Consider the following 20,669-nt stretch of genomic DNA (forward strand, 5'->3'; position numbering starts at 1 on the left):
CTGAACAAGCCTCCGTGTCATCGCCCATTCCTGGCTTGAGCGATCTCGATTGGTGCATCCTCTGCCTGCCCAAGTTCACCGAGCGTCAGGTAACGCGCGCCCATCATTTCCGCCAGTTCAGTGCATCTGCCAACCCGCGGCCCCGCGCTCTCGGTGTCCACGACGATTGCCTTGCAGTGGATCCCGGCGGCTATTTCTGCGGCTTCCTGCCAAGCATCTCCACCATGAAGAGGAATATTGGCCCGGCCGTCCGTAAGCAGAATAAGGAGTGTGGATGGGGTGACCAAATTTCGCGCAAGATCGAGGGCGGCGGCCAAAGGGGTTCGGCCACCCGTAGGAAGATATTCCAGCTTAGTGAATGCGTCAGCAAGTACCTGTGTCGGCTCCAGAAGCACCTCAGCGGAGACGCCCCGGAACACGACCATGGCAACTTCGTCGTCACGCTTGAACGAGCGTGTCAGCAGGCTGGAGATCGCGCCCTTAACCGTCCGCATCTTTTGTTGAGCGGCGTGGGAGCCACTCGAATCGATCACGAAGAGATAGCGGGTTCCCGCGCGTGATTTCCTCACCCGTTCCTGCAAATCCTCAAGCCGTGGCTGTGCACTTCCGGTCTCGCGCAGGCTATGACTCAGAGTGGCAAGCAGATCAAGCTCGACGGGTCCGCTCGACCGCCTATTTCCAGCAACTGGGCCTAGAAACGATGCGTCCAGCCTCGGTCTTCCTCCGCTGCCAGCCACTGCGCTAAAGTTAGCCTCGATCGCCGGCGTTTGCGCCAGGCGAGGAGGGAAGATGCGTTCGATGGCAGGTTCGGCGCCTGAGTCCGGAGCATTCTCCGGTGGAGACGGTTGTTGCGGAGCTGCTTGCGGAGGATATTGCGGGGTTGACGAACGCACACCCTCGCGCAGTCGATGATTCAGGGCTAGCGGTAAGACCGCGGCAACGTGCAGTGACTCAACCGAAGCATCGCCGTTGAGAGCGGCATAAGCGATGGCCGCCCGCACCACCGCCAAATCAGCGCGCATCGAGCGGACGCCACGCTCGCATACGGCGGCGCTGATCTCTCCAAGCACGGCGCTCGAGCAAGCCGTCTGGTCGAGAGCGGCTCTGGCAGCGGCGATCCGATTGCGCAACCCCTGCTGGTCTCCGGACCATCTCTCCGTGAATTGAACGGGATCGTGCTCAAAAGCGATCCTATGCTCGAGAACCAGCCGGCGTTCGGCAAGATCAACGGGAGCAGCGACGGTGACCGATAGCGCGAAGCGATCAAGCAACTGGGGACGCAGAGAGCCTTCTTCCGGATTCATGCTTCCGAGCAGGACGAACTGCGCTGGATGACTGGCGCTGAACCCGTCTCGCTCCAATACATGGACGCCGCTGGCGGCGGCGTCAAGTAACGCGTCGCCGAGGTGCCCGGGTAGCAGGTTCACCTCATCCACGTAGAGGACGCCGCCGTGCGCCTCCGAAAGCATGCCCGGTTTGAGGACCGGGTTCCCCTTGAGCGTCTGCTCGAGGTGGAGCCCTCCCAACAGCCGGTCTTCCGTAGCCCCGACCGGAAGATTGATAAAAGGCGCCGGAGCCGGCAGCAATGCAGCGAGCGCCCGCGCCGTGGTGGTTTTGCCGGAGCCCTTGTCTCCCCGCAGCAACACGCCCAGCCGCCAATCGACTGCGGCGAGCAGAAGAGCGAGCTTCATCTCGCTTTGACCGACGATTGCCGCAAATGGGTAGGTAGCCGGTCTCATGAGACTGCCTCGCGCTTCCGTTCCCCTTGCGCCTCAAGCAGGGCTTCTGAGTCGAGTAGAACTCCGCGTAACGCTGCGAGAGTTTCCGGCGCGGGATGCTCCCACAGTTCACGCTTCGCGGCTTCAAGCAGGCGCTCGGCAATCGCGTTCAAAGCCCATGGGTTGGATGTGGCGAGGAAATCCCGCATCTCGGGCGCGAGCGCATAGTGCTCCGCGAGACCCTCGTAGACAAAATCAGGAGCGATCTGCGCGGTAGCGTCAAAGCCGAAGATGTAGTCCACCGTCGCTGCTAGTTCAAGACCGCCCTTGTAGCCATGACGCTTGATGCTCTCGATCCACTTTGGATTGACGACGCGGGAACGGTAAACGCGCAGTGCCTCCTCACGCAGATCGCGCACCTGGGCCGATTCCGGCCGGGAACTGTCGCCGAAGTAGGCCTTGGGCTGGGTGCCGGTCAGCGCCCGGATCGACGCGATCATGCCGCCGTGGAATTGAAAATAGTCATCGGAGTCGAAGATGTCGTGTTCTCGGTTGTCCTGATTGTGGAGAGCCACTTGGATAGACTTGAGGCGCTCAGTGAAGACAGGCTGGGCATCGACACCATCGACGCCCTTGCCGTAGGCATAGCCTCCCCAGGCAAGAAAAGCCCGTGCGAAGTCGCCATCGCTCTGCCAGTTGCCGGTCTCGATCAGGGGTAGGATTCCGGCTCCATAGGAGCCTGGTCTCGAGCCGAAGATACGATACCTGGCTTGTGCTTCAGCCTCGTGCGCTGGAAGCGCCGCGGAAAGTTTGAGATCGTCGAGATAGTGTTTGCGGGGGAAGTTCTGGTCGACCGGCTCGTCGAGTTCGACGACCAGAGAGACAGCATGATCGAACATCTCAATGAGATGGCGGAAGGCATCGCGGAAGAATCCACTGATGCGCAGAGTGACGTCGACGCGGGGGCGGCCGAGCTGTTCGAGCGGAACGACTGAGACTCCTTCAAGACGACGCGAATGCGCATTCCAAAGTGGCTCGACGCCCAGCAGAGCAAAAGCTTCGGCGATATCGTCGCCGTGGGTCCGCATCTGCGATGTGCCCCAAACGCTCAGGCCCATCATCTCCGGATATTTGTGTTCTTCTTTGTGAAAGCGTTCAATGGCTTCGCGCGCGAGCTGTTGGCCTACCCGCCATGCAGCCTGCGAAGGCAGCGCACGGGGATCAACGGCATAAAAGTTTCGACCGGAGGGCAGGATATGAGCCATGCCTCGAGTCGGCGCTCCAGCCGGACCCGCAGGAACGTACTTTCCTTCGAGAGCGTCGAGAAGATGCTCGATCTCGTCGCCCGACTGCTCAAGTTTAGGAACGAGCTCGTTGCAGGCGAAGCTCAGAACGCTGGCAATGTCGGCCGATTCAATGCCGAGGACAGCGCGCTGCACCTCGCCGATTAACTCACTGCGGAATCCCAGGCTCTCGAGCATCGTGAAGAGATCGAGAGCAGCCCGTTCGATAGCCTCTAGTACATCACCGCCGGTGTGGCAAGACTGACCCAGGATCTCACGGGTCTGCTCGAGTCGTTTTCCAGCATGATCAAGCAACGCAGAAAGATCGAAGCCGAATGCCGCCGCCAGACTGCTCTGAAGACCAGGCACACTGAAGTTTGAAAGGCGGGTCAGCGATCGCAGCATCTCGGCCGGTGGGGGCATCTGACCGAGAACATGAAGGCCATCGCGGATCTGCGCCATCCCTAACTCGCAAAGATAGCCGTCGAGGTCTTCGATCAAGTGGGCCACTTCGTTTCCGTTCATCGAGGCGAGAGTAGCAGGAATGCCCTCCGGCGTGAGTGCATCGTCCCACTCGTGTGTGTGGTCGCCGCGCTCCCGGGTGAGCATTGTTTTGAGGTCGAGGTCGGCTCGCAGGTTGGTTCGCTGCACCAGTTCCCAGATCTGTTGCTGGAGGTAGGGCAGCTTCACTGGATCGAGCTTCTCGACCGAGTAATATTCGTTAACCAGTTGGTTCAGCTCGGCTAACGGGCCGTAAGTCTCGGCCAGCGTCATAGGCGGGGTAAGATGGTCGACGATCACCGCGTGAGCGCGGCGCTTGGATTGGCTGCCTTCGCCAGGGTCGTTGATAATGAACGGATAGATCAGCGGCAAATCACCGAGCAGAAGGTCTGGATAGCATTCGCCGGATAAGCCGACCCCCTTGCCGGGAAGCCACTCCAATGTCCCATGCTTACCCATGTGGACGATGGCGTCGGCGCCCCATCCGCCTTGGGCTTGTGGAGTGCCGAGCCAGCGATAGAATGCCGTGTAGTGATGGGTCGGCGGGAGATCCGGGGTGTGATAGATGGCATCCGGATCGATGCCATATCCGCGGGGAGGCTGAAGCGCGATAAGGGCGTTGCCGATCTCCATTGCCGCAAATAAATAGTCTTGATCATCTGCCCAGGGCTCTTCGCCTTCAATGGAGACGATCTTTCCGCCGATCGTCGGCAGCAACTTCTTATCAGTCTTTTTGGCTGGGCGGGTACTAGGTCCATGGTCCTGAGGCTGCCCCCAGAAGTCCTGCATCCTGCGCGCCGGGCGTTCAGGGAATTCAGAAAATATCCTGCGGTAAGCAGCCCGCGAAAAGCGCTTAGCCTGGGCGGGATCCAGTGGATAATTCCCATCGTAAGTCCCGTGTTGGAGAAGCCTTTGCATGAACTCGTCGGACGTCTCTGGAGGCGGGGAGATCGCGTACCGCCTCGCTCGCATTGCCTGCAGCGTTATGAGCAGACTTGCCGGAGTGTCCAACCCGACAGCTCCCCCGACCTGGGACGCCTTTGCTGCGGAGTTGGTCAGAACAAAAGCCACTCGCCGGTCCCGGTTGGAGATGCGTCGCAGAGCGGCCAGTCGGCTCGCAATCCCCGCAACCCGTTCAACCCGCTCCTCATGGGCCACATACAAACTTTCCGTATTCCCGCCGTGGAGTTCCTTGAATGAGACCGGCACCGAAATGATGCGTCCATCGAACTCTGGAATGGCGACGTTCACGGCAGTGTCGACTGCATTCAGCCCACGGCGCGATCCCTCCCAGGCTCCGCGGGGCGACTGGCAGGCGATCGCCTGGACAACCGGGATCCCCAAATCGCTGAGCGACTCGAGCGCTGTACCGGGCAACGATATCGTACCGGTATTGACCTCTCCGAGCGCGAATGACAGAGTGGAGATGAGGACGCTGGCGCGCCCCTCGATAAGCTTGAACACCGCCGGTCGCCCGTCCTCTTTTGCCTTCAGACTGGAAGTAAAGACACAAAGAGCATTGACGCCTTTTTCCTGCAAAGCCAAGGCAAGCGTATCGATGAAACCAGTATTGCCGCTCATCCGGTGAGCGCGATAGAAGAGTACGGCTACGGTTGGCTTTGCGGCGTCGGCCTGTCGGACCCAATCTTCGATACTAGCGACTTCGATGTCGGGCAGATAGATACCATGCTCAGGAGTGGGCGACGGCGGGGCATAGCCATAGCCGGTTAGCATCAGGCGGTCCGAGAGACAGCGAAATAGTTCCGCAAAGTTAGCGACACCGCCCAGCGAAAGGTATATCCCAGCAGTCTCCAGGACATCCGCTGGGACGTTGATGGTCTCACTGAACTCTGAGCTGTTCTCACCGCAACCGCTGACCAGCACCAGGGATTTACCGCCCTCGATGCAAGCCGCCCGCAACCGGTCATATCCAGGAATCGAGTGCAGTGGCCCATGACAGCGTACGACGATGATGCGGGCCTGTCCCAACTCTGCCTGGAGGAGTACTTCAAGCTGCTCTTCAGTGCGCAGAGCGTTCAAGGAGAGAGCGCCGACGCGAAGCTCCGGCGGAAGAATCTCGGACGCCTTCATCAAGGTCAGCAGGTCAGTGTCTGCATGGGAAAGCAGCATGATGCCGCTCGCGGGCGCGGTCTTCGATGGGGCGAGTTGTGGCCCTGTCGAGGGTGGCGTCCGGACGTCCCAGTCATAGTAGTTAAAGACATATTCGCTGAGTTCGGCCTGCGGCTGAAGAAAGCGATCGGCGGCAAGCATCGCATCAATGTAGTCAAAGATCTGCCGGATTAGCCAGGCGCTGTTCACCGAATGAAACCAGACCGATTTCCCGTCGAACACCAGACTCACCACGTTCGCCAAGGCACATGGCCCGAGGCAACCGCCCTTGGTGAGATGGACCTGGTTGCGGATCTTCCGCCGCAGCCACTCCTCGGTGTAAACCTCGACCGGGATTGCGGCGTATCCACGCTCGGTGATTCCGCAGCAGCATCCGCTGTAGCAATAAGTCAAGTGAGCGCGGTGCTGAATGATATTGAATGCGCGGCCGTCGGCGCGAATGACTCGCTGGCGATGAGATAACGACATGACTAAGCCTCCTCCAGGAGTCTTCCTTGACGCGCTACCCAGTCGGGGCCGCCAATCATTGAGGGGTCAAGACTGCTATAGCCGTGAGGCAGCAAATCAGAGATGAAGCTTTGCGGGTTAAAGCGAGAGCCAAGCGCTATCTCAACGGGGCGCAACGCGATGGTTGTGTCCGGAGGCAGCAAAGACGGACGCGAAATTTCTTGAGTCCAACTCGTCATCGAGCGCAAAGTTTCTGTTCTCCGCAGAACGTTGCAACATCAACCCTGGCAGGTCTCCTGGCTCAAAGCGGCACATTCATGCCGACCGCCGGCCTTCCCCAGCAAGCGGCTGAGTGGCACTCTTGGCGGCGCTTCTTTGTTTACAGTGGCGGGACCGCGCCGGTATCTCTCCGGACTTCCCTTTTAAGCCCCATCGGGCACCTTGGGTTACTTAATTTGTACCACGGTTGCCGAAGGGACGACGGATAGCTACTACCCTCCGTGGGAATCGCCACGCATACGGAAACTTCGATAGATCCAGTTGCGAGCAGGGGCTGGTCGTCAAGCTCGTGTGATCTGGATATTCATCTTTTCGTAAGGCATGGTCAGCACCGCCGGCGTGGCTCGCTCTGTGATAATTCCACTGATTCCAGCAAGCGACACGACGACATAAGGGGACGCGGCATTGAGCTTCTCGGAGGAAGCGAGCACGATAGTCTCTGCCGCTGCCCGACTCAACGCTCGTTTCACCGCAGCTTCCTCGTAGTCGCCAGTCGTCAAGCCGGCTTTAGGATGGACGCCGGTCACCCCCATAAAGAAGGTGTCGGCATGAATCTGTTCAATCGACTCGATCGCCGCCGCGCCGACAGCCACAATAGAGTGTTTGAAAAGACGGCCCCCAATGAGGATGACCTCCGCCAATGGATGTTCGATAAGTTCCAGAGCCACCGTCGGACTATGAGTGACAATCGTTGCTCTCAGGTCGTGTGGGATGTGCCGGGCGAGTTGGCGAGCAGTGGTCCCCCCATCCAGAATGACCACCTGGCCGGGTTGAATCATCTTCGCTGCTGCTCGACCGATGGCGAGTTTGCCTTCGGAGGTAATGGACTCCCGCCGCGCGAAGTCAGCGGTTGCTGGAGATGCCGGCAAAGCGCCGCCATGAACTCTTTGTAAGAGGCCCTCCTGGGCCATCTCCCTCAGGTCGCGCCGAATCGTGTCTTCCGAGACGCCCATCAACTGGCTGACGTGCTTCGCCACAACCTGGCCATTTTCTTTGAGGAGCGAGAGGATTTGCTGTTTGCGATGCGTGGTCAACATTTGCCTATGCACGATAATACTTGACAATGCACGAAATTGCACGATAATGTCGAAACATGATCGATGCTCTGCAGGGTTACTCCATGAACGAACGGGTGCGAATCAAGAAGGTCGAGACGCTGTCCGCTGATTGGTACGTGCTAAAGAAAACGACTTTTGATTTTCTGCGAAGCGACGGTAGTTGGCAGCAGCAGAGCCGGGAGACCTATGACCGAGGCAATGGCGCCGCCATCCTGCTCTACAACGCCGACCAGCGCACTGTTGTGCTCACCCGGCAATTTCGGTTTCCGGCCTTCGTCAATCGACATCCGGGGTTGCTCATAGAGGCAGTCGCGGGGCTGCTCGACGAGGCCAGTCCGGAGGACCGGATCAAGGCCGAGGTTGAGGAGGAAACCGGCTATCGTGTGCACCACGTCCGCAAGATTTTTGAAGCGTTCATGAGTCCAGGTTCGGTCACGGAGAAGCTCTATTTCTTTGTAGCCGAGTACGACGCCAGCAGCAGAGTGACAGCGGGCGGCGGAAATGAAGCAGAGGGTGAGGATATCGAAGTTCTCGAGCTCCGAATCGAGGAAGCCATACAAGGGATTAGCAGCGGAGTGATCCAGGATGGCAAGACCATCATGCTTCTGCAGCACGCTTGCCTATACATCTTCAATCGGACTGAACGGGGACCCCAGCATGTCTAACCGGTCGCTGATGATCCTAATAGCTGGTCCATACCGGTCTGGTACAGACGACGATCCGGAACTGATGGCGCAGAATCTGCGCGCGCTGGAATCCGTGACGCTCCCCCTTTTTCGCGCCGGGCACATCCCGCTCATTGGCGAATGGATTGCCTTACCACTGCTTCGAGAAGCAGGCTCAGTTCGCCCCGGAGACGCCATTTACGATGAGATCCTTTATCCGATCGCAAACCGCCTCCTTAGCCGCTGTGATGCTGTACTCCGTCTTCCCGGCGCTTCGAAGGGAGCCGACGAAGATGTACGCCTTGCTCGGGATAGAGGGCTACGGGTCTTCGAAAACTTAGCTGAAGTGCCGGGGTGCGCTTGAATTTCAATTGAAGCTGGGCGTCACGCGCGGAAATACTTGACGCGCCTTCATCCTCCTGACGCGCCGAGCTTCTTCCAAACGCTTCCGTCCGGGTAGTTGTAGTCCCGCAATGTCTGCGGGTACATTTCTATGCTATAACCCGGCACCGCAGGCAACACATAATGGGCATTTCGGATGCGGACCGGATCCACGAAGTGCTCATGAAGATGGTCCACAAATTCTGTGACCCGGTTTTCCATGGAACCGGAGATACAGAGGTAATCGATTGCGGACAGATGTTGCACATATTCGCACAATCCCACACCGCCAGCGTGCGGGCAAACCGGAATTTCAAAGCGAGCAGCCATCAGCATGACGGCCAGGTTTTCGCCAACTCCAGCCAGTCGGCAACTATCAATTTGACATACGTCGATGGCATTCGCTTGCATAAGTTGTTTAAAGAAGACGCGGTTCTGGCAGTGCTCACCAGTCGCGATTCGAACCGGTGACACCTCGCGTTTTATGCGCGCGTGGCCGAGAATATCATCGGGGCTCGTGGGCTCCTCCATCCACCAGGGGTCGAACTCAGCCAGCTCACGCGTCCGTCGGACCGCTTCCTCGACGCCCCACTTCTGGTTGGCATCCATCATGAGTTTATTGCTGGTACCGATCTCGCTTCGAATGAGCGCCGCTCGTCGTTTGTCGTGCAGAGGCTCGCCGCCTACCTTGAGCTTGAAGTGGGTCCATCCATCGGCAAGGCCGTCGCGGCATAGCTGCCGAATCTCATCATCGGAATAACCGAACCAGCCGGCTGACGTGGTGTACGCAGGATAGCCAGATTGCTTGAGAACCTCGAGCCGCTCGTTAAAGCCAGTTCGTTTTTGTTTCAGGTGTTCAATTGCCCATTCCGAAGTGATAGCGTCGTCGATGTAACGAAAATCGATGGTTCGGACGATCTCTTCGGGCGTCATATCGGCGACCAGCTGCCATAGAGGTTTGGCTTCGACTCGAGCGTAGAGGTCCCAGACGGCGTTGATCAGGGCGGCCGCGGCAAGGTGAATCACTCCCTTCTCCGGCCCGAGCCACCGGAACTGGCTATCATTGGTGAGCTGCCGTGAGAAGGCGCCGAGATCATCCGTGATCGAACTCAGAAGACGGCCGCGAACATAGCGTGCAAGGTACTGAGCGGCGCTAACACAGAGCTCCGTTCCGCGGCCCAGGGTAAATGTCAGACCATACCCAACAAGGTCGCTATTTGTCTCCAAAATGACATAGGCGGCTGAGTAGTCCGGGTCCTTATTGACGGCGTCCGAACCAATTTTCGCCCGAGACGTAGGAAACCGAAGATCGAGCACGCGCACCTCGGTGATTTGTATATCGGAAAGACTCAAACGTTCCCCTTTCTTACTGTCTCCAGATGTCTCGCAAGGCCGCTGATTGCGGTACATAGGTTAATCCTCATGAATTATCTCAGCCTGGCGGTTGGTGGGCCACAGCGGCAGCTGAGCTTCAGGTCAGACCCATTGGCTGAGGTGGAGATGGACGCCCAGTACGCTCATCAAGTACGCCCATCCTAGCCAACCGGAACGTCCCTTGTTGCTATTGCCGGCCAGGTCGAGACCCTCAGCTTCGCTTGGCCAGGCCCGCCCCTATACACAATGCAATGTCGTTAGAGGTATTGTAAGTAGGCAACATTCGGCGAGGATCAGCAGGCAAGAGCGAAGGAGTATCGATGTCTTCGTCGATGAGGGGACCAATGAATCAGCCCAGCGGGCCAACAAGGACAAACGAGGTGCTACTGGTTGCCAGCGGAGATCTTCGGCAATCAGCGAATAAGGTTTGCTGGCCAGCACAGGCAGAGATGGAAGTCCGGCTGACAGAAGCCTTTGCTCAGGAAGGAGCCATTCTCCGGCGGGCGCATCCCTATATGGAGCATCTTGAGCACGGCTTCATCTTCAATCAGCGAATGGGGATGGATGTTTTCGCGACCATCGACCCTAACGCGCCACTTGTGGTCGCGGAGGCGGTATGGCAGTACAGTAACCACGTACTTGCCGGCCTTAACAGCCATCGTGGTCCTATTTTGACGGTTGCGAATTGGTCGGGACAATGGCCTGGTCTCGTCGGCATGCTCAATCTAAACGGCTGCCTTTATAAGTCTGGAGTGCAGTTCAGCACGCTGTGGAGCAAGGATTTCACCGATGATTTCTTTCGCCGAGGTCTGCGCCAGTGGCTGCAGGAAAAGAGAATCGATCACGATCTCAGCCATGTGCACGAACTGCACATCTCTGAGTTGCCGAAGGCTGATGCAGACTTAGGAGTGGCCCTCGCTGACGAATTGATGACGCGCAAAGCCATTATTGGGGTTTTCGATGAGGGCTGCATGGGCATGTACAACGCGATTATCGAAGATTACCTGCTTCATCCTACCGGCATTTACAAAGAACGCCTTAGTCAATCGGCATTGGTGGCGGAGATGCGGGAAGTCTCCGAGGAAGAGGCACAGCGGGTTCGCGACTGGCTGGATGCGAGCGGCCTTACCTTCCGGACCGGCAAGAATGAAGAAACCGATCTAACGGACAACCAAATCCTTGAGCAATGCAAGATGTACATTGCGGCATTGCGAATCGCCGATCAATTCGGATGTGAAGCGATCGGTATTCAATACCAGCAGGGATTAAAGGACATGGCCCCGGCATCGGATTTGGTCGAGGGTCTGCTTAACAATGCAGAGCGGCCTCCCGCATACGACAAGTCCGGCAAGGAGTTGTATGCTGCACGTCCGCTCCCGCACTTTAACGAAGTCGATGAGTGCGCCGGTCTCGATGCGGTCGTGACGAACCGCGTCTGGAGTGCAATGCAACTTGACCCGGCGACCACCTTGCATGATGTGCGTTGGGGCGAGAGCTATCAGGGTGACGGCATCAACGGATTCGTCTGGCTGTTTCAGATCTCGGGCGCCGCGCCGGCCTCTCATTTCATCGACGGTTACAAGGGGGCAGTCAGCGAACGACAGCCTCCCATGTATTTTCGCCTAGGCGGCGGAACGTTAAAGGGGATCTGCAAGCCCGGAGAAATCATTTGGAGTCGAGTGTTTGTCGAAGGCGGCAAGCTCCATGCCGATCTGGGGCGGGCTACCGTGGTAGCCTTGCCATTACAGGAGACGGAGCGCCGCTGGAAGTCGGTCACCTCGCAATGGCCTATCATGCATGCCATGCTTCACGGTGTCAGCCGGGATCAATTTATGGCGAGGCACCATGCAAATCATCTCAATGTGGCTTACGTGCCCTCGAGTGATGTCGCGAAGAAAGCTCTTGCCGCGAAAGCAGCCATGATGTTGCATCTAGGTATTCGAGTAAACCTCTGCGGCACCGAAGCCTAGAAACGCCAGGAGCCAGATCAGGTCGGAATGGACAATGCTAAAAAGATTCGGAAAGTCTCTTGTATTGACCCTTTTGGCCGCGGCTTTTCTTATAAGCAACAAAGCGGAAGGAGCAACGTCGTTGGATACTCCAGATAATTGGCTGGTGAAGGTTCGCCGTATGATGCCCTTGCTTGGTCATCGCAATTGGATCCTGGTTGTAGACTCCGCCTATCCGCTGCAAACATCGCCAGGGATAGAGACGATCGAGACGGGTGAAGACGAGATAGATGTCGTGGAGAAGGTGCTTGACCAGGTCGATCACTCCATCCACGTGCGGCCGATGATTTATATGGATGCGGAGTTGCCGTTTGTTCCGGAGCGCGATGCTCCAGGAGTGACTCGCTACCGCCAAGAAATTCAACGCGTGCTAGGAAATCGACCAATGACATCGCTCCCGCACGAAGAGATCATCCGCAAAGTCGGCGAAACCGGACGATCTTTTCATATCCTGGTGCTTAAGACCAAGTTGACCATTCCTTATACTTCGGTATTTCTAGAGCTCAACTGCAAGTATTGGAGTGACTCCGCCGAAGCAGCTCTGCGCAAAGCAATGAAAGATCCGGCAGGAAAGTAGACAGTCGAGTCCCTCGGCGTCCGTGCGGATGTTTAGCTGCTTTTTTCGGAGAACTGAAGTCGCTACCAACGCGAAGTTTTGACGGCAAAAGGAACCACCGTTTCGCCGGCTGCGTACTGCAGGGAATGAGCGGAGGACTCCGATGCGTCGTTTGATTCAGCCCCTTCTTGTAATGAGTATCGCCTTGGTGGCCATCGTAAGCAGCAAGGCGACCTATGCATCGGTTCAACCGGGAAGCTGGACGACTGCTCCTTGCACTGACGATGAGGTCAATACCCACAACCGCTCCTGGTGGGGCCATCAGCAGCAGGTCTGTGAGTTGCGAACCGCGACCATCAAACTGGGCTCCTCGCATCTGGCGGTCAAGAGCGAGAATGGCGGCATTGAAGTCACCGGAGAAGATCGTAGCGACGTAGCCATCGAAGCCAGGGTCAGGGCTTGGTCTGGTTCCGAGTCAGATGCCCGGGAGATTCTCAAGCAGGTGTCCATCGAGACAGCCGGAGATAGTATTCGGGACAACGGACCCCATTTCCACATTGGAAACTCCGGTTATGCCATCAACTATCGTCTCAGGGTCCCTCGAAGCCTCGCAGTCGACCTGAAGAGCAGCAATGGCGGGATCGACATAGCCCATCTGAATGGGGACATTCACTTCGAGACTACCAATGGCGGGGTCGGCCTGAACGATCTAGCCGGGGATGTTCACGGACAAACCGTCAACGGCGGCATCGATATCGTGCTCACCGGCGAGAGCTGGAGCGGGCGCGGCTTGAAAGCCGCCACGACTAACGGAGGAATCACCCTCAAAGTACCCAGTCGCTACTCCGCCCATCTTGAGACAGGAACGGTGAATGGCGGTATCCATCTGAACTTCCCTATCACCATCCAGGGCGAAATCAAGAACCATCTGTCAACCAACTTGGGCGTAGGCGGCGCTACGATCGAAGCCTCCACCACCAATGGCGGAGTAGAGATCAACCCCGCCGATACCACCAATGGTTCTCTGTGAATAGGAGACGCAATCACAAGCGGCAGATGAGTAACTCCCGCTCGTAGACCATCTCTGGAGGTAAGTGGTCGTGCAGAGCGATGAATAGCTCTTCGTGACCCATGACTTCCTTGCGCCAGGCGGCCCGGTCGACATTCTGCAGCTGCTCGAAGGTCTCCATCGAGAAGTCAAGACCGCTCCACTCGATGTCCCGGTAGTGCGGGGTCCAGCCGATAGGGGTCTCTTTTCCCTGAGCCCGGCCGCGAACTCGATCGACAATCCATTTCAAGATGCGTATGTTCTCTCCGAAGCCGGGCCACAGGAAGTTGCCGGCGGCATCTTTCCGAAACCAATTCACGTGGAAGATCCGTGGGGTCACGTTGAGAGTGCGCTGCATCTTGATCCAATGCCGGAAATAATCCCCCATGTGATAGCCGCAGAAGGGAAGCATGGCCATGGGGTCACGCCGCACTTGACCCACCGCTCCGGCTGCAGCGGCTGTAGTCTCTGAGCCCATCGTCGCTCCGGCATAGACTCCCGAGCTCCAGTTGAAGGCTTGATAGACGAGTGGAATCGTCCCTGAGCGCCGTCCGCCGAAGATCAACGCGCTGATAGGAACGCCTTGTGGAGCCTCCCAGTCGGCATCGATACACGGGCACTGGGAAGCCGGAGCAGTGAAGCGGCCGTTGGGATGCGCGGCCTTGGCGCCGGTCGCCTTTCCAATCGCTGGCGTCCAGAGCTTGCCTTGCCAGTCAAGACACTCAGCGGGGGGCTCATCCGTCATGCCCTCCCACCAAACACCACCGTCTGGCGTCAGCGCGACATTGGTGAATATGGTGTTGCGGGACAGCGCCGCCATCGCGTTGGGATTGGTCTTCACCGAGGTCCCCGGGGCCACGCCGAAAAACCCTGCTTCCGGATTGATCGCCCGCAGCTGCCCGCTGGCATCGGGACGGATCCAGGCTATATCGTCGCCAACCGTCCAGACCTTCCAGCCTTGGAAGCCCTTAGGTGGGACCATCATGGCAAAGTTGGTCTTGCCGCAAGCGCTTGGAAAAGCCGCGGCGACATAGGTCTTCTCGGTCTTCCCAGAGGCGTCCGGTGGGCTCTCGACACCCACGATAAGCATATGTTCGGCCATCCAGCCTTCGTCGCGAGCGATGTTCGATGCGATGCGCAGCGCGAAACACTTCTTGCCGAGCAGGGCATTGCCGCCATAGCCGCTTCCGTATGACCAGATTTCGCGAGTTTCGGGGAAGTGGACAATATATTTCTGGTCATTGCACGGCCATGGCAGATCGGACTCACCCGGCGCCAGCGGCATGCCGACACTGTGCATGCAGGGAACGACCCGTTTCTCATCGCGATCAATCTCGCGGAAGACCGGTAGCCCGATGCGCGCCATGATTCGCATATTCGCTACGACATACGGGGAGTCGGTGAGTTGCACACCAATCTGCGACATCGGCGAGCCGACGGGGCCCATGCTGAACGGCAGCACATACATCGTCCGTCCCCGCATCGCACCGCGAAAAAGCTCCTTGAGCTTCTTCCGCATTTTGAATGGATCTTCCCAATTATTGGTCGGTCCCGCATTGTCTTTGGAGAGCGAGCAGATGAACGTCCGCTCCTCGACGCGGGCGACATCCCGGGCGTCGGATCGAGCGTAATAGCAGCCGGGCCACTTCTGTTCGTTCAGTTTGATAAACGTGCCGTTCTCGATCAATTGCGCGCAAATGGCCTCATACTCTGCTTGAGAGCCATCCACCCAGTGAATTGCGGCGGGCTTGCTCAGATCCGCCATCTTTTCTACCCAGCGCAGCAAGTGCTTGTTTTCGGCGAGCGGGAGCGAGGAACCGTAAGGAAGTGGAGCTGAAATCGTCGATTCATTGCTTTTTCTCATAGCCAGCCGTTTCGCGGACCTCCACGTTCGACGAGCGTTGCAGGAATTCTCCAATCCAACAACGGGAACAGAGGGGAGGCTTGACTCCGCGAGGATCCTGGAACTGCTCGTGTACCGATTTTACTTGCGTGGCCGAAGATCATGCTGCATTGTATCTATCGGAATTGTTGCTCTATTGTTTTCGATGTAAACTCGTAGAGCAGTTTGCCCCCGGTGGGGGGCGATCGCAAGTGGGCGAATACGAAAGCGGGAGTCGAGTATGGCCAGTGTTACCGAGACCCAAACAACGCTGCACTACCTGAAGGATCTATGGGACGACGCCCTCGCGGCGACGCTCGATCAAGCGGAACTGCTGCGCTACCGCTCGAACCTGCTCGGATCGGACCTCCGTATTACGAACTTTGCCGGAGGGAATACGAGTTCCAAGATTCTCGAAATCGATCCCCTCACCGGCGAAAAGCGGGAAGTTCTATGGGTGAAGGGAAGCGGCGGCGATCTCGGAAGCATGAAACGAGGCGGACTGGCCACTCTGTATCTTGAAAAGCTCCATGCCCTCGAACAGCTCTACCGGGGCGTCGACTTCGAGGACGAAATGGTCGACATGTACCCGCTCTGCACCTTCAAGAACAACCCGGTCGCCGCTTCGATCGACACGCCGCTGCATGGTTTTCTACCCTTCCCGCACGTCGATCACCTGCATCCGGATTGGGGCATCGCCCTCGCCGCCTCCGCCAATGGCCTGGAGAAGATGGCCGAGTTCAACCAGCGGTATGGTCATCATCTCGTCTGGGTTCCCTGGCAGCGGCCGGGCTTCGAGCTGGGCATCATGATGAAGCGGACCATCGAGGCCAATCCCGCCTGCGACGGCATCGTGCTCGGCGGCCATGGGCTCTTCACCTGGGGTAATACCCACCGCGAGTCTTACCTCAACACCATCACGATCATCGATCAGCTCGGCCAGTTCGTGAACGAGCATATCGCCCGGAGGGGCGACGCGATCTTCGGCGGCGTGCGATACCAATCTCGCGAAGATAGGACGAAACTCGCGATGGAGCTGTTCCCCTATTTGCGCGGGCAGGTCAGCAGCAATCGCCGGGTAATTGGCAGCTATTCGGACCTGCCTGAAGTGTTGAGATTCGCAAACTCTAAGGATGGCGAAGCACTGGCTTATCTCGGCACCAGCTGTCCCGACCATTTCATCCGTACTAAGATTCGCCCGCTGTATGTGAAATGGGATCCATCGGGCGACTTGGCGGGGTTGAAATCAGCCATCGCCGATGGATTGAAAACCTATCGCAAAGAGTATGCCGAGTACTACAAGACCCACGCCGAGCCTGACTCCCCGGCAATGCGCGACGATAATCCGAGCATCGTCGTCATTCCTGGCTTGGGGATGTTCAGCTTTGGCAAGAGCAAGACAGAATCGCGGATTACCGGGGAGTTTTACACGAACGCCATCCATGTCATGGAGGGGGCGAGCGCCATGGCGGAGGGTGTCGCTCCAAAGGAGCTGCCCCAGGCGGGTCCGGCTGCGCCGACCTCGGCGTTCAAGGTGCACACAAATTACGTGGCCCTTCCAGCATTAGAGGCATTCCGGATCGAATACTGGAAGCTGGAAGAGGCCAAGATCCGCCGGCAGCCGGCCGAGAAACAGCTGAGCCGGCAGATTGCCGTGATCATCGGAGGAGGCAGCGGGATCGGCCGGGAGGTGGCGCTGCTGGCAGCAGAGCGGGGCGCCCATGTGGTCGTGGCTGATCGCGATCTAACCGGAGCCGAAGCTGTCGCCGCAGAAACCAAGGCTGTCGCCGGCAAGGAACACGTTACCTCGGTCAGCGTCGATATCCGCAGCCGCGAGACCATTCGCGAGGCCATCGCTAAGGCGGTGCAGGCCTTCGGTGGAGTCGATATCCTGATCAATACCGCGGCCATTTTTCCGGCCTCGCCCGACGGCATTATCACGGATGCGCAGTGGGCTTTGACGCTAGAGGTCAATGTGACGGCCAACTACCTGCTTGCCGACGAAGCCACCAAGCTTTTCCGGGACCAAGGTCTGCCAGTGAGCGTGGTGTTGACAAGCTCGGCAAACGCGGTCGTTCCGAAGCGCGGCAGCGAAGCCTACGACGTCAGCAAAGCCGCCCTCAGCCACCTTGTGCGCGAGCTCGCGGTCGGACTGGCGCCGCTCGTTCGAGTGAATGGCATAAGCCCGGCCACCGTCGTCAAGGGATCGACCATGTTTCCGCGCGATCGGGTGGTTGCCTCGCTCACAAAATATTCGATTCCTTTCGAGAGCACCGCCAGCGACGATGAACTTCGCAACCAGTTGGCGGGCTACTATGCAAAGCGGACCTTAACCCATCAGCCCATCGATCCCAAAGACTGTGCGGAGGCAATACTATTCCTGGCGGGGCCAGCCGCGCGGTGCACCACGGGTCATCTCATTCCGGTCGACGGTGGTTTGACTGAAGCTTTCTTGAGGTAGGCAGAAGAGGGCGAGGCGGTGAACGCATCGGAGCAGGGAAGTGACAAGGGGAACGGCGGCCTTTTCTCACGCCGATCCACCCCGCCGATGGTGGCTGTCGACCTGGGCGCGGGCAGTTGCCGCGTCTCATTGCTGCGCTGGGTGAATGGTGCTCCCGACGTCAGCGTCCTGCATCGATTTTTAAATGCACCAGTACCCGATGGGCACTCGATCCGCTGGGACCTGGATACAATCTGTGCCGGAGTCGAGTACGGTCTACGCCAGTGCGCCGAGCAGAGTGATCAACCAATTGCTTCGATCGGGGTCGATGGTTGGGCGGTCGACTACGTTCGCCTCAAGGACGACGGGATGCCGCAAGCTCCCCCCTTCTGCTATCGCGATCCGCGGAACGAGCCTGCGGAGCTGGCAGTTCACCAACGAATCAGCGAGCCTCAACTCTACGCCCTGACCGGACTTCAGCGGCTGGGATTCAACACCATCTATCAGTTGTTTGCCGACAAACTTGCCGGTATCCCCGATGCTCTGCCCTGGGTGAACCTGCCGGAGTATGTGCTTCACCGGCTGGGTGCCCGACGCGTCTCCGAATATACCAATGCCACCCACACCGGCCTGATCGATCTCCGGACGAAGAGCTGGTCCCTTGAAATCTTCAATGTTCTCGGCTTTGACCTTTCGGCCGCGCCGGAGCTTGTGCCCTCTGGCACCGACCTCGGCCTGCTGCAAGGTCCGCTGGCAGCGCTGCCGGCGTTTAAGGCGACCCGGCTCATCGCACCAGCCTGCCACGACACCGCCTCGGCCATCGCGGCTATTGCCCACCAGGGTGACGACTGGGCCTATCTCAGTTCCGGGACGTGGTCGCTGCTTGGGACCCTGCAGGCTCAACCGCTTAATTCCGAAGCCGCCTATACTGCCAACTTTACCAATCTTGGCGCAGCTGGCGGAGGCATTTGTTTTCACAAAAGCGTGAACGGGATGTGGCTGATTCAGCAGTGTCTCGATCACTGGACGAGGTCCGGTTCCGCTCTGAATCTCTCCGAACTGATCGAGGCGGCAGCGAAGTTGAATCCGCCGGAGGTCCTACTCGAAGTAGACCATCCTGAGTTGATGCTACCCGGCGATATGCCTGGACGCATTAACAAGCGCCGCGCCGAGGCGGGATTAGCCGGTATCCCCGAGGATCGAGACCACGCGCCAGCCTTCGCCAGCCTGATCTTCCACAGCTTGGCGGCGAAGTACGCCGAGGTGCTGCGCGAGCTGGCGCAGGTGACCGGCAAGCACTTTAACACTCTGCACGTAGTGGGTGGAGGAGGACGCAATGCTTTGCTCAACCGTCTGACGGCGGAAGCGACCGGGCTGGAGTTGCGCTTAGGTCATGTGGAGAGTTCGACGATCGGCAATCTGGCGATCCAGATGGCGGTCTTCGACCACCGCGAGCGTCCAGGCGCCTCCCTGTCGCTCGAACAAATTGGTCTCTGCGCCTGCCAACTGGAAGCTGCTCGCTACGAGTAGCAGTGCGCTTGCTGAGCGAGGATCACCCTTTTTCTGCCGCTGCAAGTAGGCGTCTAGACCCGTATACCAAGCGTCTACAATCCAAAGGTATGTTGAGAGGGAAGCATGGTCGACAGGTAGCTCTGCGCTGCGCTTGTGTGGCGCTGCCGGTCGCCCTCTTGCTTGCCCTTGCAACCTCCTCGAGCGCGTACACCGTGGATCTGGCAGTCCATACCGACCCGCTCAACTACGACCGGGAAGTCCGGGAGGCCTATCAGCACTTTTACAATCTGGACTACGATGGGGCGCTCACTCGCTTCGAGCAAGTACGCGCCGCGCATCCGGCCGATCCGATTGCGGCCGCATATGTGCTGAACTGCGTCCTTTTTCGCGAACTGTACCGGCTCGATCTTCTGGACACAACTTTTTATGCCAATGACGGATTTCTGACCGGAAAGCACACTGTCGCCGAAGATCCGGCTGTGCGCGATCAAATCAACGGACTCGCCGATCAGGCGATTCAACTGGCAGACGACGAACTGAAGGCCCATCCCGACGATTCGGACGCGCTCTTCGCTCGCGGTTGGGCGCGCAGCCTCAAGGCCACCTATCTGGCGATGGTCGAACGAGGCTTTGGCGCCGGGCTGCATCTGGCGCTTCAGGCGCGCAGCGATCACGAGCACCTGCTGCAGAAAGATCCGCAGTATGTCGATGCGAAGATGGTTGTTGGCGTCTACCAATACGTCGTCGGCAGCCTGCCCTTCGCGTTCAAAATGCTGATTGGTTTTGCGCGAATGGGCGGATCTAAGGCAAAGGGTATGGAGTTGCTCCACGACTCCGCCGCTCATGGCGTCATTACCTCCGTCGAATCTCGAACCTGTATCGCATTATTTCTCCGCCGCGAAGGCCAATACAAAGAGGCTGTCGCCATTGTCCAGAGTCAGGCCAAAGAGTATCCCCGTGATTTTCTTTTCGCCCTGGAAGAGGCCAACCTGCTCAAGGATGACGGCCAGGGACGGGCGGCGATCGACGCATACCGAAAACTACTGAATGAAGCGAAGACGCCCGGCCATTATCCAAACCCTCATCTGGAGTTGGCCTACTTTGGTTTAGGCGACACCTTGCGCGGCCAGAAAATGTACCCAGAGGCCGTGAGAGCCTACCAGTTTGCTACTCAGCAACCAACCGTCAGCCCGGAGCTAAAGCGCCGGTGCCTCTTAGCTGCCGGACAGGTTTACGACCTCATGAATCTGCATGACAAGGCGCGCGGGGAGTATCTAGCCGTGGTCGCTGCCGGCCCGGACACCAGCCAAGCCGAGCAGGCCCGAAAGTACATGCGGACCGCCTTCGCGCAATAACCAAAAGCGAGGAACTTCTGGTGACTTGCGT

At 58.3% G+C, this 20,669-nt stretch carries 13 protein-coding genes and 1 riboswitch; of the genes, 8 read left to right on the forward strand and 5 right to left on the reverse strand.

The window, feature by feature from the left end; genetic code table 11:
• Window positions 1-17: 17 nt before the first annotated feature.
• The 3 genes from ACPOL_RS23405 to ACPOL_RS23420 all read right to left on the reverse strand — a co-directional run bounded on the left by ACPOL_RS23405 (window position 18) and on the right by ACPOL_RS23420 (window position 7,395).
• Window positions 18-1,739 (reverse strand): ATP-binding protein, encoded by a 1,722-nt coding sequence (locus ACPOL_RS23405; RefSeq protein ID WP_114209194.1) that lies wholly within the window; start codon window positions 1,737-1,739, stop codon window positions 18-20.
• A complete protein-coding gene (locus ACPOL_RS23410) occupies window positions 1,736-6,100 on the reverse strand; it encodes a cobaltochelatase subunit CobN (RefSeq protein WP_114209195.1) in 4,365 nt (1,454 codons plus the stop codon). The genes ACPOL_RS23405 and ACPOL_RS23410 overlap by 4 nt, the downstream gene beginning before the upstream one ends.
• 248 nt (window positions 6,101-6,348) lie before the next feature.
• A riboswitch (cobalamin riboswitch) is annotated at window positions 6,349-6,538 on the reverse strand.
• 101 nt (window positions 6,539-6,639) lie between these two features.
• Entirely contained in the window at window positions 6,640-7,395 is a 756-nt protein-coding gene (locus ACPOL_RS23420) for a DeoR/GlpR family DNA-binding transcription regulator (RefSeq protein WP_114209197.1), read from the reverse strand.
• Window positions 7,396-7,451: 56 nt separating this feature from the next.
• Here ACPOL_RS23420 and ACPOL_RS23425 point away from each other — a divergent pair, with 56 nt between their 5' ends.
• The gene (locus ACPOL_RS23425; RefSeq protein WP_201758943.1) at window positions 7,452-8,081 is read left to right on the forward strand and encodes an NUDIX domain-containing protein; all 630 of its coding nucleotides are present in this window, start codon (window positions 7,452-7,454) and stop codon (window positions 8,079-8,081) included.
• Entirely contained in the window at window positions 8,074-8,445 is a 372-nt protein-coding gene (locus ACPOL_RS23430) for a DUF4406 domain-containing protein (protein ID WP_201758944.1), read from the forward strand. Before ACPOL_RS23425 ends, ACPOL_RS23430 begins: the two co-directional genes overlap by 8 nt.
• Window positions 8,446-8,492: 47 nt before the next feature.
• Here ACPOL_RS23430 and ACPOL_RS23435 read toward each other — a convergent pair whose 3' ends face one another.
• Entirely contained in the window at window positions 8,493-9,872 is a 1,380-nt protein-coding gene (locus tag ACPOL_RS23435; protein ID WP_114209198.1) for an enolase C-terminal domain-like protein, read from the reverse strand.
• 308 nt (window positions 9,873-10,180) lie between these two features.
• On the opposite strand from ACPOL_RS23435, the gene ACPOL_RS23440 reads away from it, so the two are divergent.
• The 3 genes from ACPOL_RS23440 (at window position 10,181) to ACPOL_RS23450 (ending at window position 13,431) form a co-directional block, all read left to right on the forward strand.
• Window positions 10,181-11,806, forward strand: a complete 1,626-nt coding sequence (locus tag ACPOL_RS23440) for a fucose isomerase (protein ID WP_114209199.1) — start codon at window positions 10,181-10,183, stop codon at window positions 11,804-11,806.
• Between the two features lie 121 nt (window positions 11,807-11,927).
• Entirely contained in the window at window positions 11,928-12,422 is a 495-nt protein-coding gene (locus ACPOL_RS23445; RefSeq protein ID WP_150133113.1) for a hypothetical protein, read from the forward strand.
• Window positions 12,423-12,564: 142 nt separating this feature from the next.
• Window positions 12,565-13,431, forward strand: a complete 867-nt coding sequence (locus ACPOL_RS23450; protein ID WP_114209201.1) for a DUF4097 family beta strand repeat-containing protein — start codon at window positions 12,565-12,567, stop codon at window positions 13,429-13,431.
• A gap of 13 nt (window positions 13,432-13,444) precedes the next feature.
• On the opposite strand, the gene ACPOL_RS23455 is transcribed toward ACPOL_RS23450, so the two are convergent.
• Window positions 13,445-15,313, reverse strand: coding sequence for a phosphoenolpyruvate carboxykinase (GTP) (locus tag ACPOL_RS23455; protein ID WP_114209202.1), 1,869 nt, complete (start codon window positions 15,311-15,313; stop codon window positions 13,445-13,447).
• Window positions 15,314-15,572: 259 nt separating this feature from the next.
• Between ACPOL_RS23455 and ACPOL_RS23460 the strand changes: the two genes are divergently transcribed.
• The 3 genes from ACPOL_RS23460 (at window position 15,573) to ACPOL_RS23470 (ending at window position 20,638) form a co-directional block, all read left to right on the forward strand.
• Window positions 15,573-17,792 (forward strand): bifunctional rhamnulose-1-phosphate aldolase/short-chain dehydrogenase, encoded by a 2,220-nt coding sequence (locus tag ACPOL_RS23460; RefSeq protein ID WP_114209203.1) that lies wholly within the window; start codon window positions 15,573-15,575, stop codon window positions 17,790-17,792.
• Window positions 17,793-17,810: 18 nt separating this feature from the next.
• Entirely contained in the window at window positions 17,811-19,301 is a 1,491-nt protein-coding gene (locus ACPOL_RS23465) for a rhamnulokinase (RefSeq protein ID WP_114209204.1), read from the forward strand.
• An 89-nt stretch (window positions 19,302-19,390) separates the two neighbouring features.
• On the forward strand, window positions 19,391-20,638 hold the full coding sequence (locus tag ACPOL_RS23470) for a tetratricopeptide repeat protein (RefSeq protein ID WP_150133114.1): 1,248 nt from the start codon (window positions 19,391-19,393) through the stop codon (window positions 20,636-20,638).
• Window positions 20,639-20,669 lie beyond the last annotated feature (31 nt).

Origin of the sequence: Acidisarcina polymorpha, from assembly GCF_003330725.1 — a bacterium.
Lineage (GTDB): Bacteria > Acidobacteriota > Terriglobia > Terriglobales > Acidobacteriaceae > Acidisarcina > Acidisarcina polymorpha.

Bases quoted from the DNA above. Each gene is read 5' to 3' on its own strand.
- ACPOL_RS23425 (WP_201758943.1), top strand. From the start codon at position 7,452: ATGATCGATGCTCTGCAGGGTTACTCCATGAACGAACGGGTGCGAATC.
- ACPOL_RS23420 (WP_114209197.1), bottom strand. From the start codon at position 7,395: ATGTTGACCACGCATCGCAAACAGCAAATCCTCTCGCTCCTCAAAGAA.
- ACPOL_RS23435 (WP_114209198.1), bottom strand. From the start codon at position 9,872: ATGTACCGCAATCAGCGGCCTTGCGAGACATCTGGAGACAGTAAGAAA.
- ACPOL_RS23455 (WP_114209202.1), bottom strand. From the start codon at position 15,313: ATGAGAAAAAGCAATGAATCGACGATTTCAGCTCCACTTCCTTACGGT.
- ACPOL_RS23470 (WP_150133114.1), top strand. From the start codon at position 19,391: ATGTTGAGAGGGAAGCATGGTCGACAGGTAGCTCTGCGCTGCGCTTGT.
- ACPOL_RS23410 (WP_114209195.1), bottom strand. From the start codon at position 6,100: ATGTCGTTATCTCATCGCCAGCGAGTCATTCGCGCCGACGGCCGCGCA.
- ACPOL_RS23405 (WP_114209194.1), bottom strand. From the start codon at position 1,739: ATGAGACCGGCTACCTACCCATTTGCGGCAATCGTCGGTCAAAGCGAG.
- ACPOL_RS23440 (WP_114209199.1), top strand. From the start codon at position 10,181: ATGAATCAGCCCAGCGGGCCAACAAGGACAAACGAGGTGCTACTGGTT.
- ACPOL_RS23450 (WP_114209201.1), top strand. From the start codon at position 12,565: ATGCGTCGTTTGATTCAGCCCCTTCTTGTAATGAGTATCGCCTTGGTG.
- ACPOL_RS23460 (WP_114209203.1), top strand. From the start codon at position 15,573: ATGGCCAGTGTTACCGAGACCCAAACAACGCTGCACTACCTGAAGGAT.
- ACPOL_RS23430 (WP_201758944.1), top strand. From the start codon at position 8,074: ATGTCTAACCGGTCGCTGATGATCCTAATAGCTGGTCCATACCGGTCT.